Genomic DNA, 22,077 nt, shown 5'->3' on the forward strand with positions numbered 1-22,077 from the left:
CACCCTCAGCTCGGGGCTGGCGGAGTCAGACGGACTTGTTCTCGGAACCGGTGTGCAGGTCGGTCGGAACAACCGTGGCGACGGTGACATCGGCAGGCTTCGCGACGGGTGCGGGGTCGGCGATGTTCGACGCGGTTTCGGCGCTGGCCGTCTTCGGGTCGTCGTCTTTCATGGTCTTGACTTCGCTCTTGAAGATGCGCATCGACTGGCCGACGCTGCGGGCAAGACCGGGGAGCTTGGGAGCGCCGAAGAGAAGCAGAACGATGGCGAGAATGACAATCAGGTGCCATCCCTGAAGGTTACCGAGCATGGGGCCACGTCCTTTGTCTGTAATCGGCTGTTGTGAGGAGTTTACCCCGCTCGAGGCGTTTGTCCCTGCGAAGCTGCTTCTGATCTTCACGGCGCTGCCTGTGGGCATCGTGCCGACGCGAGATGGTGGCGTAGCCGATCAGAATGGCGTTGTCGCTGGGTTCGGGCGTCAGCTGTTCGACGTTGCCCTGGATGCTCGTGACCCTGTCGCCGAGCTCACCCAGCTCGGCCAGCACGACCAGGGCCTTCTTGAACAATCGGTAGCCGAGCAGGGCGAACATGCCCAGCATCGCCAGCACGAGCGCCGCCCAGAGGATTATCCAGCTCCACCATGTCATTGCGACAGACTACTTGCTGTGCACGTGCGCCGCGCTGGGGGCGGGGGCCCGTTCAGGGCACCCGCTGCGCTCGCCCACCACGTCATAACCGAAGTTCAGGCGGGCGTCGCGTCGTCGTCATACGCCGCCAGCGCCTCGGCCGCCCAGTCGTACACGGCGAGCCGCGCCTCGGGCGGATCGATGACCCGCACCACCCCCGGCAGGCTCGCGATCAACCGCTTCAGCCCGTGGATGTGCGCGACCCGCACCGTCGTCTGAACCAGCGCGCCCTTCTGCAACTGCGGTGCACCCTCGGCGAGGTACTCGCCCAGCAGGCTCACCGCCGCCGGATGCACCTCCAGCACCACGCCGAGCGTCTCCCCCGATCCGTCGAAGAGGTTGTCGCTGAGCGCGAGGTCGCCCGGCCGGTAGAGGTTCGGCAGGTCGGTCTGGCGAAGGCCGGTCATCCGATCGAGGCGGAAGGTGCGGATGCCCTGGCGGGTGTGGCACCAGCCCCGCAGGTACCAGTCCTCGTTGTTGGAGTCGATGCGCAGGGGGTCGACCACGCGGTGCTCGCTGTCGCCGCGGGAGCTGGTGTAGTCGAACTCGATCTGCAGCCCGGCGGCGACAGCCGAGCGGATGGTCAGGAGCGAGTCGCTCGCCTGCGACTGTGCGACAGCGACCTGGCTCGGCTCCTCCGAGGCGCCCCGGGCGAGCTTCGCCATCAGGGAGGAGTGCACGGCGCTGTCGAGCGTCTCGGGCACCGCCTGCAGGTACTGCAGCCCGGCGATCAGGGCCGCCGCCTCGCGCGCAGAGAACCGGGGCGAGTCGTCGAGAGCGACGCGATGGGTGATCTGGATCTCGTCGCTGTCTTCGAAGTCGTCCCAGGCGATGTCGAACAGGTCGCCGTGCTGGTACTGGCTGGTCTCACCGGGCACGCCCGAGACGGCGATCAGCCGTACCGCCTCACGAACCTGTTCGTCGCTCACCTGGAAGTGGGCCGCGGCCTCCGTCACCGACACCCGGTCACGGTCGAGCAGGTACGGCACCAGAGCGAGAAGGAATGCGAGCTTGTCCTGCGCGTGCACGAAGGGGGCGGAATCGCCGGGCTGCCTGTTCATCGAACCGTGCCTCCGTGCGTCGCGAGGGTCAGTTCGAGGCGGCGCCGAACGGCGACCCGGAGGTCGGAAGGTGACACCACGAAGACCTCCGGGCCGAACCCGGCGAGCTCGTCGGCGAGCAGATGCAGATCGGTGAAGTGCAGCGTCAGGTCTCCGTCGGCGTTGCGGATGCTCCCCCGCCGGTTCACGAGGCGGGTCTGCGCATCGGAGCCGGCCCGTGCCCGTACGACCGCTGTGTTGGCGGCCCAGATGGCGTCGAGCTGGGTGAGCGCCGTCTCAGCCGAACCGCGTGCGTCGGTCTCGAACGGGGTGCGGGTGCGCGTGACCGGACCGACGATGCGCGACAGCAGGAAGGTGCGGGGCGCCAGGGCATCCTGGTCGATGCCCTGCACGTGCCAGCGACCCTCGTGCTGCACGAGGGCGAGCGGGGCGACGGTGCGCTCCCGGGGCGACAGGTCGCCCGGCTTGAGGTAGGCGAAGCGCACCAGCACCCGGCGGCCGAGGGCATCGGTGAGCGGGTCGAACGCCGCATCGCGGGTTCGTATCCGCGGGGCGTAGCCGAGAACGGGCTCGATCGACTCGACGCCCAACGACTGCAGCTTCAGCAGGGCGTGCCGAGACTCGCGGGAGAGCGACCCCTCGCGCCAGGCCATTGCGGCCAGGTTCAGCAGGGCGATCTCCTCGGGCGAGAACGAGATGTCGGCGGGCAGGTCGTAGGCGCCCTTGGGGATGCGGTACCGCAGGTTGTGATTGTTTCCCGACTCGTCGAGGGGTTCGACGGTCTCGAGGGGAACCCCGAGCTCGCGGATGTCGTCTTTGTCGCGCTCGAACTGCCGCTCGAGGCTGGCGTTGTCGCCGCCGAAGGCGTAGCGCTGCCGGTACCCCTGCACGGTCGACAGGATCTCGTTCTTCGTGAGCCCGGCCTCGGTCGCCAGCAGCGCGAGAACGAGGCTGAACAGCCGTTCCTCGACGGGTACGGGCGAGGCAGCCCTGGCATCAGTCATCGATGACCAGTTTAGGCGGCTGGCCGGTCTTACTGGGCAGGCGCCACCGGCACGATTCCCAGCACGTCGACGACATAGACCAGGGTCGAGCCGGCCGGGATCGAGCCGTCGCTCGACGCCGTGTCACCGTAGCCCGCGCTCGGCGGCACGACGGCGATGTACTGCGAACCGACGGTCTCGCCGACGAGCGACGGTACCAGCGTGGTGGCGAGCGGCTGGCTGGAGGAGGCGGTCACCAGTTTGGGCGTTCCGTCTTCCCAGGTCGAGGCGGCGACCTTCTTGTCGCCCCAGACCACGGCCGTGTACTGCACGATCACACTGTCGCCGTCGGCGACGGCCGTGCCGCTGCCCTTCTTGAGATCGGTCACCGCGAGGTCGGTCGGCAGCGCGCCCGACGGGATGGTGATGCCGGGGCGACCGTCGGGGCCGAGTGCGACGCTCGGGAAGCCGGCCTTCGCGGGCTGGATGGCCCCGTCGGCACGCACCCCGTAGGCGTCCTCGATGTCGAAGACCATGACGAGGGAGTCGGTCGCGCCGACGCCGGCCTGGGCATTGCCCGTGGCACCGAACCCGTCGACCGGCGGCATGGTGATGGCGACGCGTGACCCGACGGTCGCGCAGGCGAGACCCTTCTGGATTCCGGCGATGCCGCTGGTGGCGATGGGGAAGGTCTGGGGCGCTGTGCCGTCGTAGGCCGAGGCGGTCACGGTGGTGCCGGTGGTGGCGTCGAGAAGCGTGTAGTCGCCCGAGACGATCCCGTTCGCGGGCAGGGTCTTGCCGCTGCCCTGGATGAGAACGGTGCGCTGGGTGTCGGTTCCGGCGTTCAACGGAGTGCCGAAGGTGACCTTCGGCGCCGCTCCGAAGTCGCCGGTGGCGCTCACGAGGTTCGACGCGTCTCCCGACTGTGCCAGGGCCGTGCAGTCTGAAGCCGTGTCGCCGGAGGAGCTGCACCCGGCCAGGGCGACGAGCAGGCCTGCGGCCACGATGAGCGCGACGGACTTACGCACGGATCCTCAATTCTCTGGTGATGACGGCTCGCCAACGCGAGCCGCCTCAGTCTAACGGTTCGGTTTCCGACGCGATCTCAGGGCTGTCGCCCGCCTCCCGTGCCAGGGCGGCGTTCGCGCTGGCACTCGCCTGGCGCACCCGCTTGCGGAGGCTCTTGGGACTGATGCCGCGTTCGCCGAGTGCCCCGGGGGTCCAGGCCTCGACGTCGTCATCGTCGTACTCCGACTTGGAGGCGCGTCGCTTCAGTTCGGGCAGCACAGAGCCCGGGGCGAGCCGCCGGGCGGTCACCAGGAAGCCGGTGTGGCCGATCATCCGGTGGTCCGGGCGCACCGCGAGACCCTCGACGTGCCAGGTTCGCACCATCGTCTCGCTCGGGTCGGGGTTGGTGAACAGGCCGGAACTGCGGATGGTCTCGGTCACCCGCGAGAGCTGGGTCACGGTGGCGACGTAGCAGAGCACCACCCCGCCCGGCTTGAGTGCGGTGGCGACCGCCTCGATGCACTCCCAGGGCGCGAGCATGTCGAGGATGACACGGTCGACAGTGGCCTCGTCGTGCACGGTGGGGAGGGCATCCGTCAGATCCCCGACCGTGACGGTCCAGTTGTCGGGGGTCGCCCCCGTGAATGCGGCGACATTGGCGCGCGCCACGTCGGCGAACTCCTCCCGCCGTTCGAACGACGACAGCCGCCCGCCGCCGCCGAGAGCACGCAGCAACCAGAGGGAGAGGGCACCCGAGCCGACGCCGGCCTCGACGACGGCGGCGCCCGGGAAGACATCGGCCTGCGCCAGGATCTGCGCCGCATCCTTCGGGTAGATGATGGCGGCACCGCGGGGCATCGCCATGACGAAGTCGGTGAGCAGGGGCCTCAGCGCGAGGTACTCGATGCCGACCGAGTTCTGCACCACCGAGCCGTCGGGCAGGCCGATGAGGTCGTCGTGCTCGATTCCGCCCTTGTGGGTGTGGAAGGTCGCCCCGGCCTCGAGGCTGATGCTGTTCATGCGGCCCTTGGGCCCTGTGAGCTGAACGCGGTCGCCCGCCCGGAAGGGGCCGCTGGAGGTGGGTGAGGGGTTCATGAGGCGGTCATCCGTGATTCTGTGAGCACTCGGGAGATGTCGTCGGTGTGGCGCCCGGCGAGGGTCGGCCAGAGCGCCTGGGCACCGGTGTCATCGAGCGGGAGCATGTGCGGAACGCCGATCGTCACGCAGCCGGCGGCAACGGCCGAGGTCGCACCGGCGATGGAGTCCTCGATGGCGACGCAGTCCTGGGGGGCTATGCCGAAGTGGGCCGCGGCGGTGAGGTAGGCCTCGGGGTGGGGCTTTGCGTTGACCACGTCATCGCCCGAGACCACGAGGTCGAAGGCGTCGAACGGAATGAAGGAGCGCACGTGCTCCGCCATCCGGCGGATCGACATGGTGACGAGGGCAGTCGGGATGCCCGCCTCACGCAGTTCGCCGAGCAACTCCTTCGCGCCGGGGCGCCAGGGCACGGCCACACTGATCTGCTCCATGACACGTTCGCTCAGCAGGGCGACGATCGCGTCCTCCCCCATCGTGACGCCCTTGGCCTGCATCGTCCGGGCCGTGCGCCAGAGGCCGGAACCGACGAGGTCGAGCGCTTCGTCATGCGTCCAGGTGCCGCCATAGGACTCGATGAGCACGGTCTGGGCGATCATCCAGTAGGGCTCGGTATCGACGAGCGTTCCGTCCATGTCCCAGAGAACGGCGGCAGGTTTCGAAATCGTCACGGGAGCAGAGCCTACCGTGACCACTCGCCCGGCCCGGGGCCCGACCGCCTATCCTTGAGGAACGCTCTCACGCACGCAGGTGAAGGCACGACAAACGAAACACGAGGATTCTCCAAACGTGGCACAGAGCACCCCAGCACAGAACAAGGAATTCCTGACCGGTCGTCTGCTGGTCGTCGCATTCGAGGGGTGGAACGACGCCGGCGAGGCGGCGACAGGGGCGGTGCGCCTGCTCAAGGAGCAGCTCGACATGGCCGAGATCATCGACATCGACTCGGAGGACTTCTTCGACTACCAGTTCAACCGGCCGACGAGCGAGTTCGACGACGACGGCCAGCGCATCCTCGTCTGGCCGAACGCGACGATGCACGGCCCGGCCGCCGCCACGGCCGTGCCGGAGCAGCTCGCCACCGACGCGGGCCTTGCGGTGACGAGCAGCAACACCTCGAACGTGTATCTCCTGATCGGCACCGAGCCCTCCCGCAACTGGAAGCGGTTCACAAACGAAGTGCTGAACGTCGCCGTCGACGCGGGGGTCTCGGGCATCGTCTTCCTCGGCGCGATGCTGGCCGACGTTCCGCACACCCGCCCGATCAGCATCTACTCCACCAGTGAGAACGCCGAGGTGCGGAGCGAACTCGACATCGAGCGCAGCACGTACGAAGGCCCGGTGGGCATCCTGAGCGTGCTCGCCGACTCGGCCGAGCAGTTGGGAATTCCAACGATCTCGCTCTGGGCCTCCGTGCCGCACTACGTGCACAACGCGCCCTCGCCGAAGGCCACCCTCGCCCTGGTCGACCGGCTCGAGGAGCTCATCGACGTGGTCATCCCCCGCGGCGACCTCGTCGAAGAGGCCACGGCCTGGGAGACCGGCATCGACGCCCTGGCCGGCGAAGACGAGGAGATGGCCTCGTACATCCAGCAGCTCGAGCAGGCCCGTGACACGGTCGACTCCCCCGAGGCGAGCGGTGAGGCCATCGCGCAGGAGTTCGAGCGCTACCTCCGCAAACGCGGCGACGGCGCACCCCCCGCTCCGGGCTCCGCCGGCCCCGCGGAGCCTTGGCGCCCCTAGGCCCCGCGCGTTTTGCGCAAAAGCACCCAACCGGCACGGTGTGGGTGCTTTTGCGCAAAACGGGCGCTGTCCTCAGTCGGTGAGACGGATGCCCAGCAGGGCGTCGACCGCGTCGACGACGAGGGCGGGCACGGCGTCGGCCGCCGCGAACCACCCGTCGAGCAGCGCGAGTGCCGCGGGGGTGTCGAGGTCGGCGGCGAGGGCCGCGCGGAGGCTCCCGAGAAGGGTCAGCGCGGCGGCGCCCGCGACGGCGCCGGTGCCCGCGACAGTGCCCGCGGCGGTGCCGGCCTCGGCGTCGGCCGGGACTGCGGTACCGGCATCCTGTGCAGCCGCGCTCCAGCGCGCGAGCCGATCCGACGCGAGGGCCAGGTCGGCGTCGGTGTACTCCCAGTCGCTCCGGTAGTGGTGCGCCAGCAGGGCGAGACGGATGACGCGAACATCCACGCCCGCTGCCCGGAGCCGTGACACCAGCACCAGGTTGCCGAGCGACTTCGACATCTTCTCGCCCTGGTACGCCACCATGCCGGTGTGGGCGTGGATCGACGCGAACGGCTGCCCGGTGAGCGCGGTGGCGTGCGCCGCACTGAACTCGTGGTGCGGAAAGATCAGGTCGGCCCCACCACCCTGCACCGCGAAGTTCTCGCCCACACACTTCAGGGCGATGACGGCGCATTCGATGTGCCAGCCCGGCCGACCGGAGCCGACGGCGCTCGGCCATTCGGGCTCACCCTCGCGGGCGACCCGCCAGAGCAGCGGATCGAGCGCGTCGCGCTTGCCGGCGCGGTCGGGGTCGCCGCCGCGCTGGGCGAACAGTTCGAGCATCGTGGCGTGGTCGTAGCGGCTCTCCATTCCGAGGAACCAGCTCGTCGCGCTTTCGGCGTGTGCGGCGTCGAAGTACACGTCTTCGGCACCGCGCTGCAGAGCATCCGGCGTCGGCACGGTGTACGCGAAGCCGGCCTCGACCAGCTGGGCCGCCGCGGCACCGATCTCGTCGACGACCTCGGTGACCGCGACATAGGAGGTGGGCGCGATGACCCTCAGCGCCTCCATGTCGCCGCGGAACAGGTCGGTCTGGGAGGCGGCGAGTTCCCGCCAGTTGACCCCGGTTGCCGTGGCACGCTCGAGGAGCGGATCGTCGACGTCGGTGACGTTCTGCGCGTAGTCCACGGTGAGACCGGCGTCCCGCCAGAGGCGGTTCAGCGTGTCGAAGGCGAGGTAGGTGGAGGCGTGGCCGAGGTGCGTTGCGTCATACGGCGTGATGCCGCAGACGTAGAGACCGGCCGTGCCACCGGTTCCCGGTGCGGGTTCGATCTCGCCGCTGGCCTGGTTGAAGAGCCGGGGCGTGGGCGCCTGCCCGGGCAGCAGAGGAATGTCGGGGCTGGTCCAGGAGTGCACCTATGAACTCTAACTTCTGCGGCGCGAGAGGCAGACCAGACGGCCCGGGCGTCAGGCCGCGATGGTGTTCGTCGCCAGCAGCACGATCAGCACGATGCCGAGCACGATGCGATAGATCACGAACGGGAGGAAGCTGCGGCTTGAGATGTAGTTCATGAAGAACGCGATCACGACGAGGCCGACCACGAACGCGACCACGGTGGCCGCCGCGGTTTCAACGCCGTTGAAGATCTCGGGCGTGCATCCGGCGGCCGCGTTCACGCACGGCTCCCTGATGCTCTTGTAGAGCTGGAACAGGCCACTGCCGAAGACGGCGGGCATGGCGAGCAGGAAGGAGTACCGCGCCGCGGCCTTTCGTTCGTACCCCATGAACAGCCCGGCAGTGATCGTTCCGCCGGAGCGGGAGACCCCGGGGATGAGCGCCAGGGCCTGGGCGAAGCCGTAGACCACACCGTGCGGGTAGGTGATCTCCTTCAGGCGGCGCTTCTTCGCGCCCACTGCATCGGCCACGCCGAGCAGGATGCCGAAGACGATCAGCGTGCCGGCGACGAGCCAGAGCGAGCGCAGTGACGTCTCAATCTGGTTCTGAAAGATGAGGCCCAGGATGATGATCGGCAGGCTGCCGATGATGATGAGCCAGCCCATGCGGGCATCCGGGTCATTCCGGGGAATACGCCCGAACAGCGCCTTCACCCAGGCCGTGACGATGCGCACGACATCGCGCCAGAAGAAGACGAGCACCGCCGCTTCGGTACCGAGCTGGATGATCGCCGTGAACGCCGCACCGGGGTCGCCCCCCGCACCGATCAGCTCGCCCACGATCTTGATGTGGGCGCTCGAGGAGATCGGCAGGAACTCCGTCAGACCCTGGACGAGGCCGAGGATGAGGGCTTGCAGGAATTCCATTCACACGCTTTCGGTAGTGGCAGACGCTTCAGTAGCGAAGAAGCAGGTCGGTCAGAACATCTGTGCCAAACACTAGTGCGTCGAGCGGCACCCGTTCATCGACGCCGTGGAAGAGCGCCGGGAAGTCGAGATCGGCTGGGAGCTTCAGCGGAGCGAAGCCGTAGCCCTTGATGCCGAGCATGCTCAGGGCTTTGTTGTCGGTACCTGCGGAGAGCAGGTAGGGCAGTACTTCTGCGCCGGGGTCGAACCGGTTCAGGCTCGAGATCATCTGGTCGACGAGCGGTCCGTCGAAGCTGGTCTCCAGCCCGATGTCCTGGTGCATGACGGTCACCTCGACGTGCGGGCCGGCCAGCTCGCGGATGCGCGCCATCACTTCGACCTCGTCGCCGGGCAGTACGCGCACATCCATGCGAGCCTCGGCGAAGTCAGGGATGACGTTGACCTTGTACCCCGCGTCGAGCATGGTGGGGTTCGTCGTCGCGCGGAGCGTCGCCGAGATGAAACGGCTGGCCGTGCCCGTGGCGATCGCCAGCTCTTCGGCACTGACCTGCTTCGGATCGCGGCCCAGGATGCCCGCCACCCTGTCGAGGAGCTGGCGGGTGGTCTGTGTGAGCTTCACCGGCCATTCCTGGCTGCCGATGCGCGCGACCGCACCGGCCAGGCGCGTGACGGCGTTCTCGGAGTTGATCTGCGACCCGTGGCCGGCACGCCCCCGGGCGGTCAGCGTGATCCAGATGAGCGCTTTCTCCCCCGTCTGCACGAGATAGGCGCGCTGGCCTTCGAGGTCGATCGAGTAGCCCCCGACCTCTGAGATGGCCTCGGTCGCTCCCTCGAAGACCTCCGGATGCTCGTCGACCATGAAGTGCGAACCGAGCACTCCCCCGGCCTCCTCGTCGGCGAAGAACGCGATGACGAGGTCGCGGGCCGGCTGTCTGCCCGACCCGAGGATCTCGCCGAGGGCGGTGAGGATCATCGCGTCCATGTTCTTCATGTCGACCGCACCCCTGCCCCAGATCATGCCGTCGCGAATTTCGCCGCCGAACGGATCGACCGACCAGTCGTCGGCGACGGCCGGAACGACATCGAGGTGGCCGTGCACGACGAGGGCTGCAGCATCCGGATTCGCACCCTCCACCCGGGCGATGACGCTGGTGCGACCGGGGGCGGCATCGAACAACTGCGGCTTCAGCCCCAGCGCCTGCAGCTCTGCCTCGACGTAGTGTGCCGCCTCGGTCTCGCCGTTCGACTTACCGTCGCCGTAGTTGCTGGTGTCGAAGTGGATGAGGTCGCGCGTGAGGTGCGCGGTGCGGTGCAGAGGGGTCTCGCTCGTCGGGGTCATGGCATCACGCTACCGGCCCGGGCAACCGGTGCGATGCGTTCTGGGGCAGCGCAGTTCGTGCTATCGTCTTACCTTGTTGTTCTCCTGATGGGAGGGCAGCGGTTCGTCTCCCTCGGGGGGCGGCGACACCTGTCCGGGTGGCGGAAATGGTAGACGCGCTAGCTTGAGGTGCTAGTGCCTGTTATGGGCGTAGGGGTTCAAGTCCCCTTTCGGACACCGAAGAAAAGAACGGGATTGTGACGACATGTCGCAATCCCGTTCTTCTTTTCCCGCAGTCTGTTGTAGTGTTAAACACGAAGTTGCTGTGCCTCGCAGTTCTGAATGCTCGCGGCCAAGCCCCGTTGCCCATTGCGCTTGAAAGATGGATGACAGGCACCGCGCTATCAGAACCCGGCAGTCGGGTTCATTGAGAACGCTCCTGGAGGAGTTTTAACATGGCAATTGGTACCGTCAAATGGTTTAACGCTGAAAAAGGCTTCGGCTTCATCGCACCCGAGGATGGAAGCCCCGACGTTTTCGCTCACTACTCGGCGATCTCGAGCAACGGCTACAAGTCGCTCGACGAGAACCAGCGCGTCGAGTTCGACGTGACGCAGGGCCCGAAGGGCCCGCAGGCGGAGAACATCCGTAGCCTGTAAATATTGCATGAGAAGCGCACGCGCTTCTCATCGCGAATAAATACTGTGGGAATGCCCTTGGCGAAAGCCAGGGGCATTTCTGTCTTAACGAAAGCCGGGGGCATTTCTGTTTTAACCAGTGGTGTTTAGGCTGGGGGGATGACTGATGAGACGCGCGGAGACAGCCCGGAGAATCCGATCGACAATGATACCGAGTGGGTGGCGGCGCAGATCAGGGAGTATCTCGCTACCGATGGGGAGAAGCCGGCGTTCAAGGGTGGGGCGCCGCTGGTGCTGTTGACGACTCGGGGGCGAAAGAGCGGGGAGTGGCGGCGTACCTGCCTGATCGGGGCCGAAGACGAAGGGCGCCAGATACTGGTCGCGTCGCTCGGTGGGGCTCCGAAGCATCCGGCCTGGTACATCAATCTCGAGGCGAACCCCGAGGTCATTGTGCAGAACAAGGGTGCGATCATCCACGGCACCGCCCGCACCGCCACGGCCGAGGAGAAGCCGGCCCTGTGGGAGAAGATGGTCGGGCTCTACCCCGACTATGCCGACTACCAGCAGAAGACAGACCGCGAGATCCCGATCGTGATCGTGGACCCCGCGGTCTGAAGTGAAGGCTCGGGCGGATTACGCTGCGGCGAGCGTCTTGATGTCCATCACGAAGCGGTAGCGCACGTCTGACTTCAGCACGCGCTCGTACGCCGCGTTCACCGCGTCGGCGGTCGCCTCGATGAGCTCGGTCTCGGGAGCGATGCCGTGCTCGGCGCAGAAGTCGAGCATCTCCTGCGTCTCGCGGATGCTGCCGATGCCCGACCCTGCGAACGAACGACGGTTGCCGAACAGGGTGAAGACCTGGATGGGCAGGGGCTCCGGCGGGGCGCCGACGCTGACGAAGGTTCCGTTCAGACGCAGAACTTTCAGGTAGAGGTTGAGGTCGATCTTCGCGCTCACCGTGTTGATCACCAGGTCGAACGTGTTCGCAAGGTCGGTGAGAGTCGACTCGTCGCTGGTCGCGTAGTAGTGGTCGGCGCCGAGGCGAAGACCGTCTTCCTTCTTGCTGAGCGTCTGAGAGAGCACGGTGACCTCGGCGCCCATGGCGTGCGCGATCTTGACGGCCATGTGGCCGAGCCCGCCCATACCGACGACGGCGACCTTCTTGCCCGGTCCCGCGTTCCAGTGCGACAGGGGCGAGTAGGTCGTGATGCCGGCGCAGAGCAGCGGGGCGGCCTTCTCGAAGGGAATCGACTCGGGAACCCGCAGCACGAAGTCCTCGACGACCACGATGTGGGTCGAGTAGCCGCCCTGGGTGATGCTGCCGTCGCGATCGACGGCGGTGTAGGTGCCGGTGTTGCCCTTGAGGCAGTACTGCTCCTCGCCGGCCAGGCAGTTCTCGCACTCACGGCACGAGTTCACCATGCAGCCGACGCCGACCCGGTCTCCGACCTTGTGCAGGGTGACTTCAGGGCCGACCTCGGTGACGACGCCCACGATCTCGTGGCCGACGACCTGCGGGTAGGCGATGTCGCCCCACTCGCCCCTGACGGTGTGGATGTCGCTGTGGCAGATGCCCGAGTAGGCGATCTCGATGAGCACGTCTTTCGCGCCCACCTCCCGGCGCTCGATAGTCGTGGCGCTCAGGGGTTCGGTCGGTGAGGTCGCAGCGATGGCGTTGACGGTTGTCATGTTTCTCCTAGGTGAGAGGGGTGGGGAGGGAATGAAGTTCAGGCTGCAGGCAAGACGGATGACGGTGCATCCGTTCGCCCGTCAGAAACCGGTGGGAATGTGCGGCTGATAGGGCGACTCGAGGGCCTCGAGCTCGTCGGGTGTGAGATCGATGTCCACGGAGGCGACAGCGTCGTCGAGGTGCTTCGGCTTGGTGGCGCCCACGATCGGCGAGGTCACGGCAGGCTGCTGCCGAACCCAGGCCAGCGCGATCTGCGCCCGTGAGACGCCGCGGTTCGCTGCGACGGTGGCCACAGCATCCGAGACCTGCTTGTCACCCTCTTCGGTGCCGGCGTAGACCCTCCCGCTGACGTTGTCGGTCTCGTCCCGGTGCGTCAACTCGCCCCAGGGGCGGGTGAGGCGGCCGCGTGCGAGGGGGCTCCAGGGCAGCACGCCCACGCCCTGGTCGAGGCAGAACGGGTGCATCTCCCGCTCCTCTTCGCGCTGGATGAGGTTGTAGTGGTCCTGCATCGAGACGAACCGGGTGAAGCCGCCGAGATCGGCCGTGTACTGGGCCTTCGCGAACTGCCAGGCGAACATCGACGAGGCACCGATGTAGCGCGCCTTGCCGGCTTTCACCACATCGTGCAGGGCCTCCATCGTCTCCTCGATGGGAACAGTGTCGTCCCACCGGTGAATCTGGTAGAGGTCGACGTAGTCGGTGCCGAGCCGCGTGAGGCTGGCGTCGATCTGGTTCATGATGTGCACACGGCTGAGGCCGCCGCCGTTGCCGCCCTTGTACATCGGCATGAAGACCTTGGTCGCGATCACGACCTCCTCGCGGGTCGCGAAGTCGGCCAGGGCGCGCCCCACGAACTCCTCGCTCGTGCCGTCGGAGTAGGCGTTGGCGGTGTCGAAGGTGGTGATACCGGCCTCGAGGGCCTGCTTGATGAAGGGGCGGCTGGTCTCCTCGTCGAGCGTCCACTCGTGATTGCCGCGGGAGGCTTCGCCGTAGCTCATGCAACCGAGGGTGATGGCCGAGACCTCCAGGCCGCTCGCGCCGAGTTTGAGGTATTTCATCGTGACTCCTTCATACGTCTGTTTCAGTCTGCTGCACCGGATGCCCCGCGAGGGAGGCCTCGACAGGGCACCCCTGGGTGTGCGGTCGGGAGGTCAGTGCGTTCCGATCCACTTGCGAACGGTCTGGATGCGCGCCTGCAGTTGTGTGACGCTCGCCTGGGCGACGGCCGGCCCGCCGCAGACCCGGCGGAGTTCGGCGTGGATGAGGCCGTGCGGCTCCCCCGATGTCTTCGCCCAGATGCCGACCACACTGTTGAGCAGGCTGCGCTGCTCCTTCAGCGTGCGGTAGAGGGGCGCTGCGGGCGCCTCCTCGGGCTTCTCCACCACGGGTGCGACGTAGCCGGGCTCATGCTTGCGCTTCGCCTGGCGTGCCTGCCGGTGCTGCAGAAGCTCTCGAACCTGCTCGGGTTCGAGCAGCCCGGGGATGCCGATGAAGTCGAGCTCCTCGTCGCTCCCGCCCATGGCCTCGGCGCCGAACTCGTCACCCTCGTAGACGACCATGTCGAAGGTCGCGTGCGAGGAGATGGGCTCGAAACTGAACTCCTGCTGCAGGGCGTCGGAAGCCTTCTCCTGGCGGTTGGCGGCATCCATCGCGTCTTCTTCGGGGGCGAAGAGGTCGATGGCGGGGTCGCCGCTCTCGCGGCGGTCGAGGGCGTGGTCGCGCTCGAGCTCCATCGTGTTCGCGAGGGCCATCAGGCTCGGCACGTTGGGCAGGAAGATCGAGGCGATCTCGCCGCGGCGCCGGGCCCGCACGAAGCGCCCGATGGCCTGCGCGAAGTACAGCGGTGTCGCGGCGCTCGTGGCGTAGACGCCCACCGACAGACGCGGGATGTCGACCCCTTCCGACACCATGCGCACGGCGACCATCCACCGCCTCGTCGAGTTTGAGAACTCCTCGATGCGGTCGCTGGCCTCCTTCTCGTCGCTCAGCACGATGGTGATCGGCTGCCCGGTGATCTCGCCCAGAACATCGGCGTAGGCGCGGGCGGCATAGTGGTCGGTCGCGATGACGAGGCCACCGGCATCCGGAATCGACTGCCGCACCTCGCTCAGGCGTCGGTCGGCGGCTCGCAGCACCTGCGGGATCCAGTCGCCCTTCGGATCGAGCGCGGTGCGCCAGGCCTGCGAGGTGATGTCTTTCGTGTTGCCCTCGCCGAGGCGGGCCTCCATCTCCTCGCCGACGCCATCGCGCCAGCGCATGTGGCCGGCATAGACCATGAAGAGCACGGGCCGTACGACGCCGTCCTTCAGTGCCCGGCCGTAGCCGTAGTTGTAGTCGGTGAGGCTGGTGCGGATGCCGTGCTCATCGGGCAGGTAGCTCACGAACGGAATCGGGGCGGTGTCTGAACGGAACGGTGTACCGGTGAGGCTGAGGCGGCGGGTGGCCGGCTCGAAAGCCTCGCGGATCGCATCGCCCCAGCTGAGCGCGTCTCCCCCGTGGTGCACCTCGTCGAGGATGACGAGGGATCGGCCGCTCAGGGTCAGGTCGCGGTGCAACTCGGCGCGGGTCGCGACCTGTGCGTAGGTCACCACGACACCGTGGTAGTGCTTCGCGTGCCGGCCGTGGGCGTTCTTGAAGGTGGGGTCGAGACGGATGCCCGCCCGGTGCGCTGCGTCTGCCCACTGCTTCTTGAGGTGCTCGGTGGGGGCGACGACAGTGATGCGGTCGACGGTCTTTCTCGCGAGGAGTTCGGCGGCGAGACGGAGGGCGAAGGTGGTCTTGCCGGCGCCGGGGGTGGCTGCGGCGAGAAAGTCGCGGGGCTCGTGCTCGAAATAGGCCGTCAGCGCCTCGGACTGCCAGGCACGCAGCTTGCCGGCGGTGCCCCAGGCGGCCCGCTCGGGAAAGCTCGGGGAGAGGTGTTCGGCCGCGGAGGTTCCGACCGGGGGTCCTCCGGCGGCAGGCAGAATAGTCACTTCCCAAAACACTACCCTGCTCGCGGAGGGGGTCGGGCGCAGGAGCCAGACGGGACAATGGGCAGGTGGAACCCTTCACCTTCACTCTCCCGGCGCGCCAGCCGTTCGATCACGCCGGTGTCACGCGGTTCCTCGCCGCGCATGCTGTTGCGGGTGTCGAGGCCGTGGTCGACGGGGAGTACTGGCGCACGCTGGCGCTCCCGGGTGGCGGTGGGGTTGGGGGCGCATCGGGCGGCGGTGGTGGCCAGGCGGTGCTGGCGGTGCGGGCCGATCCGGCGGGCGTCGCGGGGCGGGTGTGGCTGGGCGGCGGTGGCGGTGGCGGTGGCGGCACAGCTGAGCGTGTGGTGGCGGCGATCAGGCGGCTGTACGATCTCGACGCTGACGCGCCGGCGATAGACGGGGCGCTGGCGGTGGTGCCTGAACTGGGGGCATCGCTCAGGGCGGCCCCGGGCATCCGGATGCCCGGCTCGACCGATGCGCACGAGACACTCTTCCGCACCCTCCTCGGTCAGCAGGTCTCGGTGAAGGCCGCCCGAACGGTGCAGGGTCGCCTCGCGGCGGCCCTCGGGGACCCGCTGGACGAGCACCTGCGTGCCGTCGCGGCGGGCGGCCCACGCAGTCGGGCAGTGGGCGCCACGGACGCCGGTGATGACCCGCGGGGAGCTACCGCCGTCGCCGCGAGGGGTGGCTCAGGGAACCCGTCAGCAGTCCCCGGTGACCCTGCCGTGCTGTCGGGGCTGTTCCCGACGGCCGAACAGATCGCGGTCGGCGGACGAGGGGTGGTGCGGGGGCCGGCGCAGCGGGTGGAGACCATCCTGCGGGTGGCCGAGGCGCTCGCCGACGGGTCTCTCGTCATCGAGAACACCCTCACCGTGCCCGAGCTCACGTCGCGGCTGATGGCGGTACGGGGTATCGGACCGTGGACGGCCGACTACGTCTCGATGCGGGTGCTCGGCGCTCCCGACGTGCTGCTCGACGGGGATCTGGCGCTTCGCGCCGGCGCGGCCGCCCTCGGACTGCCCTCCGACCGCCGCGAACTCGTGCGCTACGCCGAACGCATGGCTCCCTGGCGCAGCTACTTCGGCATGCACCTCTGGCGAGACGCCGTCGCCGCGCTCGCCGGCTGACCACCCCCGCTCCCCCGCCCGCCCCCTCCCCGCCCGCCCGGCGCCCGTGCGGCGAACGTGAGGTGTCTCACGAGTCGTAGGCTGAGGCGCAGCACGAGAGGAGCCACCCATGACCGAACCCCACCCCTGGCGGCGGTACGTCGCACTGGGCGACTCCTTCACCGAGGGCATCGGCGACCCCGAGCCTGCCAGCCAGGGCGGAAACCGCGGCTGGGCAGATCGTGTGGCCGAAGTTCTGAGCACCCAGGCCGACGACGACTTCTCCTACGCCAACCTGGCGATACGCGGAAGGCTGATCCGCCAGATCCTCGACGAGCAGGTGGAGCCCGCGCTGGCGCTTCGTCCCGACCTCATCACGATCTCGGCCGGTGGCAACGACATCATCCGGCCCGGCACCGATCCCGACGTCATCGCGGGCCAGCTCGACGCCGGCATCGCCGCGCTCACACAGAGCGGCGCGACCATCGTGGTCTTCACGGGAACGGATGTGGGCTTTTCACCGGTCTTCCGCGGCATCCGGGGCAAGGTGGCGATCTACAACGAGAACATCCGCGCCATCGCGGCGAAGTACGACCTGGTCGTGGCCGACCAGTGGGGTCGCAGTGCCATCCAGAACGCGCGCATGTGGGCGCCCGACCGCCTGCACCTGAATGCGTTCGGGCACCACGAGGTCGCGCGCCTGGTGCTCGACGCGCTGAACGTGCCCAACGATCTGCAGCCCAACTCCCCTGAACCTCTGCCGGCACGACCGTGGCGCGCGGCCCGCACGGAGGATCTCGTCTGGGCCCGCGAGTACTTCGTTCCGTGGGTGCTGCGCCGCGTGCGGCACCGGAGTTCGGGCGACGGCCGCGCCCCCAAGCGCCCCGCCGCCGGCCCCGTGCTCGCCCGCACCCCCGACTGACCCGGGCGGGGGCGCAGCGCGTCAGGGGCGGAGGCGCAGCTCCCAGAGGGCGACCGCGGTCGCCGAGGCCACGTTCAGCGAGTCGACCCCGTGCAGCATCGGGATCGTGACCACCGTGTCGGCGGCCGAGAGTGCCGCGCGCGAGAGTCCGTCGCCCTCCGTGCCGAGCAGCAGCGCGACACGCTCCGGCGGGTCGGCGGCGAACGCGTCGAGCGTCACCGCGTCGTCGCTCAGCGCCAGCGCCGCCACGTGGAACCCCGCTGCACGAAGCAGTGGTCCCGCGACATCCCATTCGGGCAGTCGTGTCCACGGCACCTGCAGCACCGTTCCCATCGACACCCGCACGCTCCGCCGGTAGAGCGGGTCGGCCGAGCGCGGAGTGATGAGAACGGCGTCCGCCCCCAGCCCCGCCACCGAGCGGAAGATGGCGCCGACGTTCGTGTGGTCGACGATGTCCTCGAGAATCACGACCCGCCGGGCATCCTGCAGCAGCGAGGCGACCGCGGGCAGCGGTGGCCGATGCATCGACGCCAGTGCGCCCCGGTGCAGGTTGAACCCCGTCAGGCTCTCGAGCAGCGCCGACGACCCGACGTAGATCGGCACCGAGGGCGCCACCAGGCTCTGGATGCCCGCCACCCACTTCTGCTCGCACAGCACCGACCGCGGCTGGTGCCCCGCAGCCAGTGCGCGCGCGATGACCTTCGAGGACTCGGCGATGTACAGCCCACCCGCCGGCTCGCTCACCCGCCGGAGCGCCACATCGGTGAGGTCGCGGTAGTCCGCGAGCCCGGGGTCGGTCAGATCGTCGAGCGGAATGAGGGGCACAGAACCCCACTCTGCCAGCCGCGCGAAACATTCACGAAAACTGGAGCTTCTAGACTGGGGAACGAGGCGAGGAGGTGTGGCATGGCCCTGATGGAATCCGAGCGGGGTGGCACCGGCATCCTGAACCTCGATGAGGTCGTCGATGTTCTGCGCGGCAAGCGCACCGTCGTGCTCACCGGAGCGGGGCTGAGCACCGATTCGGGTATACCCGACTACCGCGGCGAGGGTGCGCCCAAACGCAACCCGATGACCTTCGACCAGTTCCTCGGCAACGCCGACTACCGCAAGCGCTACTGGGCCGGCAGCCATCTCGGTTGGAAGCTCTTCGACGCCGCCCGCCCCAACACCGGGCACGCGGTGCTCGCCGATCTCGAGAAGCGCGGATTCGTTTCGGGCATCGTCACGCAGAACGTCGACGGGCTGCACGTGCGCGCCGGTTCCACCCACGTCGTCGACCTGCACGGCTCGGTCGACAGGGTGCGCTGCCTCACCTGCGGCCAGATGTTCGCCCGGGTCAGCGTGGCCGACACGATCGACAGAGCGAACCCCTGGATCACCCGGCCCGACGCCGTCACGATCAACCCCGACGGCGACGCCGAAGTCAGTGACTGGGCCGACTTCGAGGTTCCCGTCTGCACCGTCTGCGGCGGCATCCTGAAGCCCGACGTCGTGTTCTTCGGCGAGTACATCCCGAAGGAGCGCTTCAGCGAGGCGACCGCTCTGGTGCGCGCATCCGAGGCCCTCATCATCGCCGGGTCGTCCCTCGTGGTGAATTCGGGCATCCGGCTGCTCGAGCAGGCCCGGCGCCGGCGCCTGCCGATCGTGATCATCAATCGCGGGGTCACCAAGGGTGATTCGCGCGCAACTGTTAAGCTCGACGCAGGTACCTCCGAGACTCTGACGGCGCTGGCCGCCCGACTCGTTTCGTAGGCGCCCGCCCGCCGCATCCGGCGGCCCACGCGTCACCTCTGTGTCAGGGTCGTCGCCAGGCTCCGGATGCTCTGCCGACGCACGCCGAAGGAATCCGTTCGACATGACCCACCTCGCGCTCGTCCGGCACGGCCAGACCGACTGGAATCTCGCCAAACGCATTCAGGGCAGCACCGACATCCCTCTCAACGACACCGGCCGTGCCGAAGCACGCGCCACGGCGGCTGAGCTCGTCGGCCATCACTTCGATGCGGTTTTGACCAGTCCGCTGGGCCGGGCCCGCGAGACCGCCGGCATCATCGCCGCGGCGCTCGACCTGCCCGGGCCGATCGCCGTCGCCGGTCTCGTCGAGCGCAACTACGGTGAGGCCGAGGGGCTCGACTATGAGGAGTTGCATTCGCGATTTCCCGAACACACGCTGGTTCCCGGCCGGGAGAGCCACCGCCAGGTACAGGAGCGCGTGCACGCGGCGCTGATCGAGGTTGCCGAGCGGCGTCCGGGCCAGTCGCTCGTCGTGGTCTGCCACGGCGGGGTCATTTCGTCGCTGGTGCGCTTTGCGACAGACGGTGCCAGGCCGCGTTCCGACGAGCGCATCCCGAACGGATCAGTGCACTGGTTCGGCTACGCCGACGGCGAGTTGACCCTCGACCGCTTCAACGGCGAGCCGGTGACGCAGCTAGCTCTTCAAGTAACGCCAGAAGCGCAGTAGCAGACGACTCCCAGCTGAAGGTCTCGGCGCGCTCCTTCGACGCGAGTGAGCGACGGAACCACTCCTTCGGGTCTTCGAGCTTCCGCACCGCTCCGGCGAACGCTGCGGGGCTCTGGGCTTCGAAGTAGAGCGCGGCGTCTCCCCCGATCTCGCGGAACACCGGGATGTCGCTGACGACCACCGGGGTGCTGCGGCCCATCGATTCCACGAGCGGGATGCCGAACCCCTCCTCGAGCGACGCGGAGACCAGCGCCGTGGCGCCGTCGATCGCGGCGAGGTACTCGGCGTCGGAGGCGCCGTCGTGGAAGGTGAGCCGGGCATCCGGAGCCAGCGCCTGCAGCCGTTCGCGGTCCGCGGGTCGTACACCGCTCATCAGGTGCAGAGTGTAGCCGGGCAGCAGCGCCATGGCCCGCACCAGCGTCTCGACGTTCTTGTACGGCATGAACGAGCCCATGTACACGAGCGACCGGGCGGCGGCGCGAGCGACCGGACCGTTCGTCTCGCCGGTGGGAACGCTCGCCCGGACCGCACTGTCGGTGTCGAGCGTGTCGGCGGCGTTGCTCACGACGACGATCGGCTTCGAGGTGAGGTGGTGCTGCTCGACCAGCGCCCGGGTGGTGTGCGAGACGGTGACGACCGCATCGGCGCGGTTCAGCAGCAGACGCTGCGGCCACCAGGAGAGGTGGTAGAGCCGCCACAGCAGGCGGAGGGGCGGCGCGAACTCCCGGGGCGGGGTGGGGTTCGAGTAGTAGATGAGGTCGTGCACTGTGAGGGCGAGGGGATACCTGCGACCCATCGTGCCCATGGTCTGCATCGGGGTGAAGACCACGTCGGGTTCGAGCTTGTTCACCTGGCGGGCGACGAAGAGCTCCAGCGGGCTCGTCGGGCTGCTGGCCATCGCGTACGGAAGGTCGGGCAGCAGTTCGAGCTGGCGCTTGTCGCTGATCAGCATGGTGACGGGATGCAGGTGCGCGAGCGCTGTCACGAGGCCGGCGGTGTAGCGGCTGATGCCGTCGTGCCGCCCGATGCGGGTGTAGCGGCAGTCGAAGACGATCTTCACGGGCGCGGCTCCGGGTCGGCCTGGTGTGCAGACGGGTCGGGATGCCCGGCAGCGGGGTTTGCCGACGGCTCGGGATGCCCGCCCGGCCTCGGCTCGGCCAGGAACGCCTCGATCGCGTCGGCCGCCTCCCGCGGCATCTCGTAGTGCACGAGGTGCCCTACCCCTTCGAGCACGACGAGCCGGGCATCCGGAATCGCCTTCACCAGCGTCAGCTGCGCTGCCACCGGAGTGATGTCGTCGCTGTCGGAGGCGATCAGCAGCGTCGGCGGCGCGATGCGGGCCGCGTACTCGGAGACGTCGTTGCTCACCGAGGCCTCGAACGCATCGAGTACGACGCTGCGGTTCGAGAAGGCACCGAAGAACTGGTCGTGCTGATCGTGGATCCAGCGCCGGAGCGCCCGGTCTTTCGTCTTCGCCATCGTCACACTCATGATGCGGGTCACGGCACCGAGTCGCAGCCACGCGAAACCGGGCCGCTCGGGCAGCCACGCGCCCACCCGGTAGTAGAACACGGCGAGGCGGGTCAGGATGCCGCGGGGACCACTGAGCGCGGGAGCCGCGATCGGGTTCACCAGCACGACGTCGTCGGCCCGGAGCCCCTCGGCGAGGGCGGCTGCGACGATGATCGAGCCGAAGGAGTGGCCGAGGATGACGAGGCGCGGTTTCGCACCCCGGGGCTGCGCGCTCTCATCGCGCGCGCTGTCTTCGGCGCTCCCAGCGCTCGTCGGCAGCTTCCCGACCAGTTCCCGGAGCCACGCCGAGTACCCGTGGATGTCGTGGTCGACCCCGAGAGGCGTCGAGACCCCGAAACCCGGGAGGTCGGCGACGATGGTGCGGTACGCCGGCAGCTGGGCGACGATCGGCTCGAGACCATGATGGTCGCCGCGAAAACCGTGCACCATCACGATGGTGGTCGCGGCGTCGGGCGGTCCGTAGATCCAGAGCTCGGTGGTGCCACCCAGCACGGCGACGCTCTCACGGGTCAGGGGCAGCTCGGCGAGTTGGCGCGCGTACGGTTCGATCATCCCTC

23 protein-coding genes and 1 tRNA gene are annotated in these 22,077 nt (G+C 68.3%); 8 read left to right on the forward strand and 16 right to left on the reverse strand.

Annotation, left to right across the window (positions count from 1 at the left end; translation table 11 throughout):
- Positions 1-25: 25 nt before the first annotated feature.
- The 7 genes from tatA to B7R24_RS07475 all read right to left on the reverse strand — a co-directional run bounded on the left by tatA (position 26) and on the right by B7R24_RS07475 (position 5,504).
- On the reverse strand, positions 26-310 hold the full coding sequence (gene tatA, locus B7R24_RS07445; protein WP_116418322.1) for a Sec-independent protein translocase subunit TatA: 285 nt from the start codon (positions 308-310) through the stop codon (positions 26-28).
- Entirely contained in the window at positions 300-647 is a 348-nt protein-coding gene (locus B7R24_RS07450) for a hypothetical protein (RefSeq protein WP_116429907.1), read from the reverse strand. The genes tatA and B7R24_RS07450 overlap by 11 nt, the downstream gene beginning before the upstream one ends.
- 95 nt (positions 648-742) lie before the next feature.
- Positions 743-1,747, reverse strand: a complete 1,005-nt coding sequence (locus tag B7R24_RS07455; RefSeq protein ID WP_116418324.1) for a helix-turn-helix transcriptional regulator — start codon at positions 1,745-1,747, stop codon at positions 743-745.
- A complete protein-coding gene (locus B7R24_RS07460; RefSeq protein ID WP_116418325.1) occupies positions 1,744-2,751 on the reverse strand; it encodes a helix-turn-helix transcriptional regulator in 1,008 nt (335 codons plus the stop codon). Before B7R24_RS07460 ends, B7R24_RS07455 begins: the two co-directional genes overlap by 4 nt.
- A gap of 29 nt (positions 2,752-2,780) precedes the next feature.
- The gene (locus tag B7R24_RS07465; protein ID WP_116418326.1) at positions 2,781-3,758 is read right to left on the reverse strand and encodes an FKBP-type peptidyl-prolyl cis-trans isomerase; all 978 of its coding nucleotides are present in this window, start codon (positions 3,756-3,758) and stop codon (positions 2,781-2,783) included.
- Between the two features lie 46 nt (positions 3,759-3,804).
- The gene (locus tag B7R24_RS07470; protein WP_116418327.1) at positions 3,805-4,833 is read right to left on the reverse strand and encodes a tRNA (adenine-N1)-methyltransferase; all 1,029 of its coding nucleotides are present in this window, start codon (positions 4,831-4,833) and stop codon (positions 3,805-3,807) included.
- Entirely contained in the window at positions 4,830-5,504 is a 675-nt protein-coding gene (locus tag B7R24_RS07475) for an HAD family hydrolase (protein ID WP_253259326.1), read from the reverse strand. The genes B7R24_RS07470 and B7R24_RS07475 overlap by 4 nt, the downstream gene beginning before the upstream one ends.
- A 118-nt stretch (positions 5,505-5,622) precedes the next feature.
- Here B7R24_RS07475 and B7R24_RS07480 point away from each other — a divergent pair, with 118 nt between their 5' ends.
- Positions 5,623-6,576: a PAC2 family protein gene (locus B7R24_RS07480; RefSeq protein ID WP_116418329.1), complete on the forward strand. Its 954-nt coding sequence runs from the start codon at positions 5,623-5,625 to the stop codon at positions 6,574-6,576.
- A 72-nt stretch (positions 6,577-6,648) separates the two neighbouring features.
- On the opposite strand, the gene mshC is transcribed toward B7R24_RS07480, so the two are convergent.
- From mshC to B7R24_RS07495, 3 genes are read right to left on the reverse strand one after another with little or no spacing between them, the layout of a single operon-like run.
- The gene (gene mshC, locus B7R24_RS07485) at positions 6,649-7,971 is read right to left on the reverse strand and encodes a cysteine--1-D-myo-inosityl 2-amino-2-deoxy-alpha-D-glucopyranoside ligase (protein WP_116418330.1); all 1,323 of its coding nucleotides are present in this window, start codon (positions 7,969-7,971) and stop codon (positions 6,649-6,651) included.
- Between the two features lie 51 nt (positions 7,972-8,022).
- Entirely contained in the window at positions 8,023-8,877 is an 855-nt protein-coding gene (locus B7R24_RS07490) for an undecaprenyl-diphosphate phosphatase (RefSeq protein ID WP_116418331.1), read from the reverse strand.
- Between the two features lie 28 nt (positions 8,878-8,905).
- Entirely contained in the window at positions 8,906-10,216 is a 1,311-nt protein-coding gene (locus tag B7R24_RS07495; RefSeq protein WP_116418332.1) for a M20/M25/M40 family metallo-hydrolase, read from the reverse strand.
- A gap of 131 nt (positions 10,217-10,347) precedes the next feature.
- Here B7R24_RS07495 and B7R24_RS07500 point away from each other — a divergent pair.
- From B7R24_RS07500 to B7R24_RS07510, 3 genes are all read left to right on the forward strand, one after another.
- Positions 10,348-10,432 (forward strand) — tRNA-Leu (locus B7R24_RS07500).
- 218 nt (positions 10,433-10,650) lie between these two features.
- Positions 10,651-10,854, forward strand: a complete 204-nt coding sequence (locus B7R24_RS07505; protein ID WP_116411270.1) for a cold-shock protein — start codon at positions 10,651-10,653, stop codon at positions 10,852-10,854.
- Between the two features lie 138 nt (positions 10,855-10,992).
- Positions 10,993-11,448, forward strand: coding sequence for a nitroreductase family deazaflavin-dependent oxidoreductase (locus B7R24_RS07510; protein ID WP_116418333.1), 456 nt, complete (start codon positions 10,993-10,995; stop codon positions 11,446-11,448).
- A gap of 18 nt (positions 11,449-11,466) precedes the next feature.
- Here the strand turns inward: B7R24_RS07510 and B7R24_RS07515 are convergent, their stop codons facing one another.
- The 3 genes from B7R24_RS07515 to B7R24_RS07525 all read right to left on the reverse strand — a co-directional run bounded on the left by B7R24_RS07515 (position 11,467) and on the right by B7R24_RS07525 (position 15,495).
- The gene (locus B7R24_RS07515) at positions 11,467-12,522 is read right to left on the reverse strand and encodes an NAD(P)-dependent alcohol dehydrogenase (protein ID WP_116418334.1); all 1,056 of its coding nucleotides are present in this window, start codon (positions 12,520-12,522) and stop codon (positions 11,467-11,469) included.
- An 81-nt stretch (positions 12,523-12,603) separates the two neighbouring features.
- Entirely contained in the window at positions 12,604-13,581 is a 978-nt protein-coding gene (locus tag B7R24_RS07520; RefSeq protein WP_116418335.1) for an aldo/keto reductase, read from the reverse strand.
- Between the two features lie 93 nt (positions 13,582-13,674).
- The gene (locus B7R24_RS07525; RefSeq protein ID WP_437123514.1) at positions 13,675-15,495 is read right to left on the reverse strand and encodes a DEAD/DEAH box helicase; all 1,821 of its coding nucleotides are present in this window, start codon (positions 15,493-15,495) and stop codon (positions 13,675-13,677) included.
- A 65-nt stretch (positions 15,496-15,560) separates the two neighbouring features.
- Here B7R24_RS07525 and B7R24_RS07530 point away from each other — a divergent pair, with 65 nt between their 5' ends.
- Entirely contained in the window at positions 15,561-16,622 is a 1,062-nt protein-coding gene (locus B7R24_RS07530) for a DNA-3-methyladenine glycosylase 2 (protein ID WP_116418336.1), read from the forward strand.
- A gap of 109 nt (positions 16,623-16,731) precedes the next feature.
- The gene (locus tag B7R24_RS07535; protein WP_116418337.1) at positions 16,732-17,523 is read left to right on the forward strand and encodes an SGNH/GDSL hydrolase family protein; all 792 of its coding nucleotides are present in this window, start codon (positions 16,732-16,734) and stop codon (positions 17,521-17,523) included.
- Positions 17,524-17,544: 21 nt separating this feature from the next.
- Here the strand turns inward: B7R24_RS07535 and B7R24_RS07540 are convergent, their stop codons facing one another.
- Positions 17,545-18,348: a TrmH family RNA methyltransferase gene (locus B7R24_RS07540; RefSeq protein WP_116418338.1), complete on the reverse strand. Its 804-nt coding sequence runs from the start codon at positions 18,346-18,348 to the stop codon at positions 17,545-17,547.
- A gap of 81 nt (positions 18,349-18,429) precedes the next feature.
- Here B7R24_RS07540 and B7R24_RS07545 point away from each other — a divergent pair, with 81 nt between their 5' ends.
- Positions 18,430-19,278, forward strand: a complete 849-nt coding sequence (locus B7R24_RS07545; RefSeq protein WP_116418339.1) for a Sir2 family NAD-dependent protein deacetylase — start codon at positions 18,430-18,432, stop codon at positions 19,276-19,278.
- A gap of 103 nt (positions 19,279-19,381) precedes the next feature.
- The gene (locus B7R24_RS07550) at positions 19,382-19,987 is read left to right on the forward strand and encodes a histidine phosphatase family protein (protein WP_116418340.1); all 606 of its coding nucleotides are present in this window, start codon (positions 19,382-19,384) and stop codon (positions 19,985-19,987) included.
- On the opposite strand, the gene B7R24_RS07555 is transcribed toward B7R24_RS07550, so the two are convergent.
- Both B7R24_RS07555 and B7R24_RS07560 read right to left on the reverse strand, forming a co-directional pair.
- Entirely contained in the window at positions 19,932-21,047 is a 1,116-nt protein-coding gene (locus B7R24_RS07555) for a glycosyltransferase family 4 protein (RefSeq protein WP_116418341.1), read from the reverse strand. The two genes, B7R24_RS07550 and B7R24_RS07555, sit on opposite strands and share 56 nt — an antisense overlap.
- Complete coding sequence (locus tag B7R24_RS07560) at positions 21,044-22,072, reverse strand: alpha/beta fold hydrolase (RefSeq protein WP_116418342.1); 1,029 nt, start codon at positions 22,070-22,072, stop codon at positions 21,044-21,046. The genes B7R24_RS07555 and B7R24_RS07560 overlap by 4 nt, the downstream gene beginning before the upstream one ends.
- Positions 22,073-22,077 lie beyond the last annotated feature (5 nt).

The organism is Subtercola boreus, from assembly GCF_003399645.1.
Lineage (GTDB): Bacteria > Actinomycetota > Actinomycetes > Actinomycetales > Microbacteriaceae > Subtercola > Subtercola boreus_A.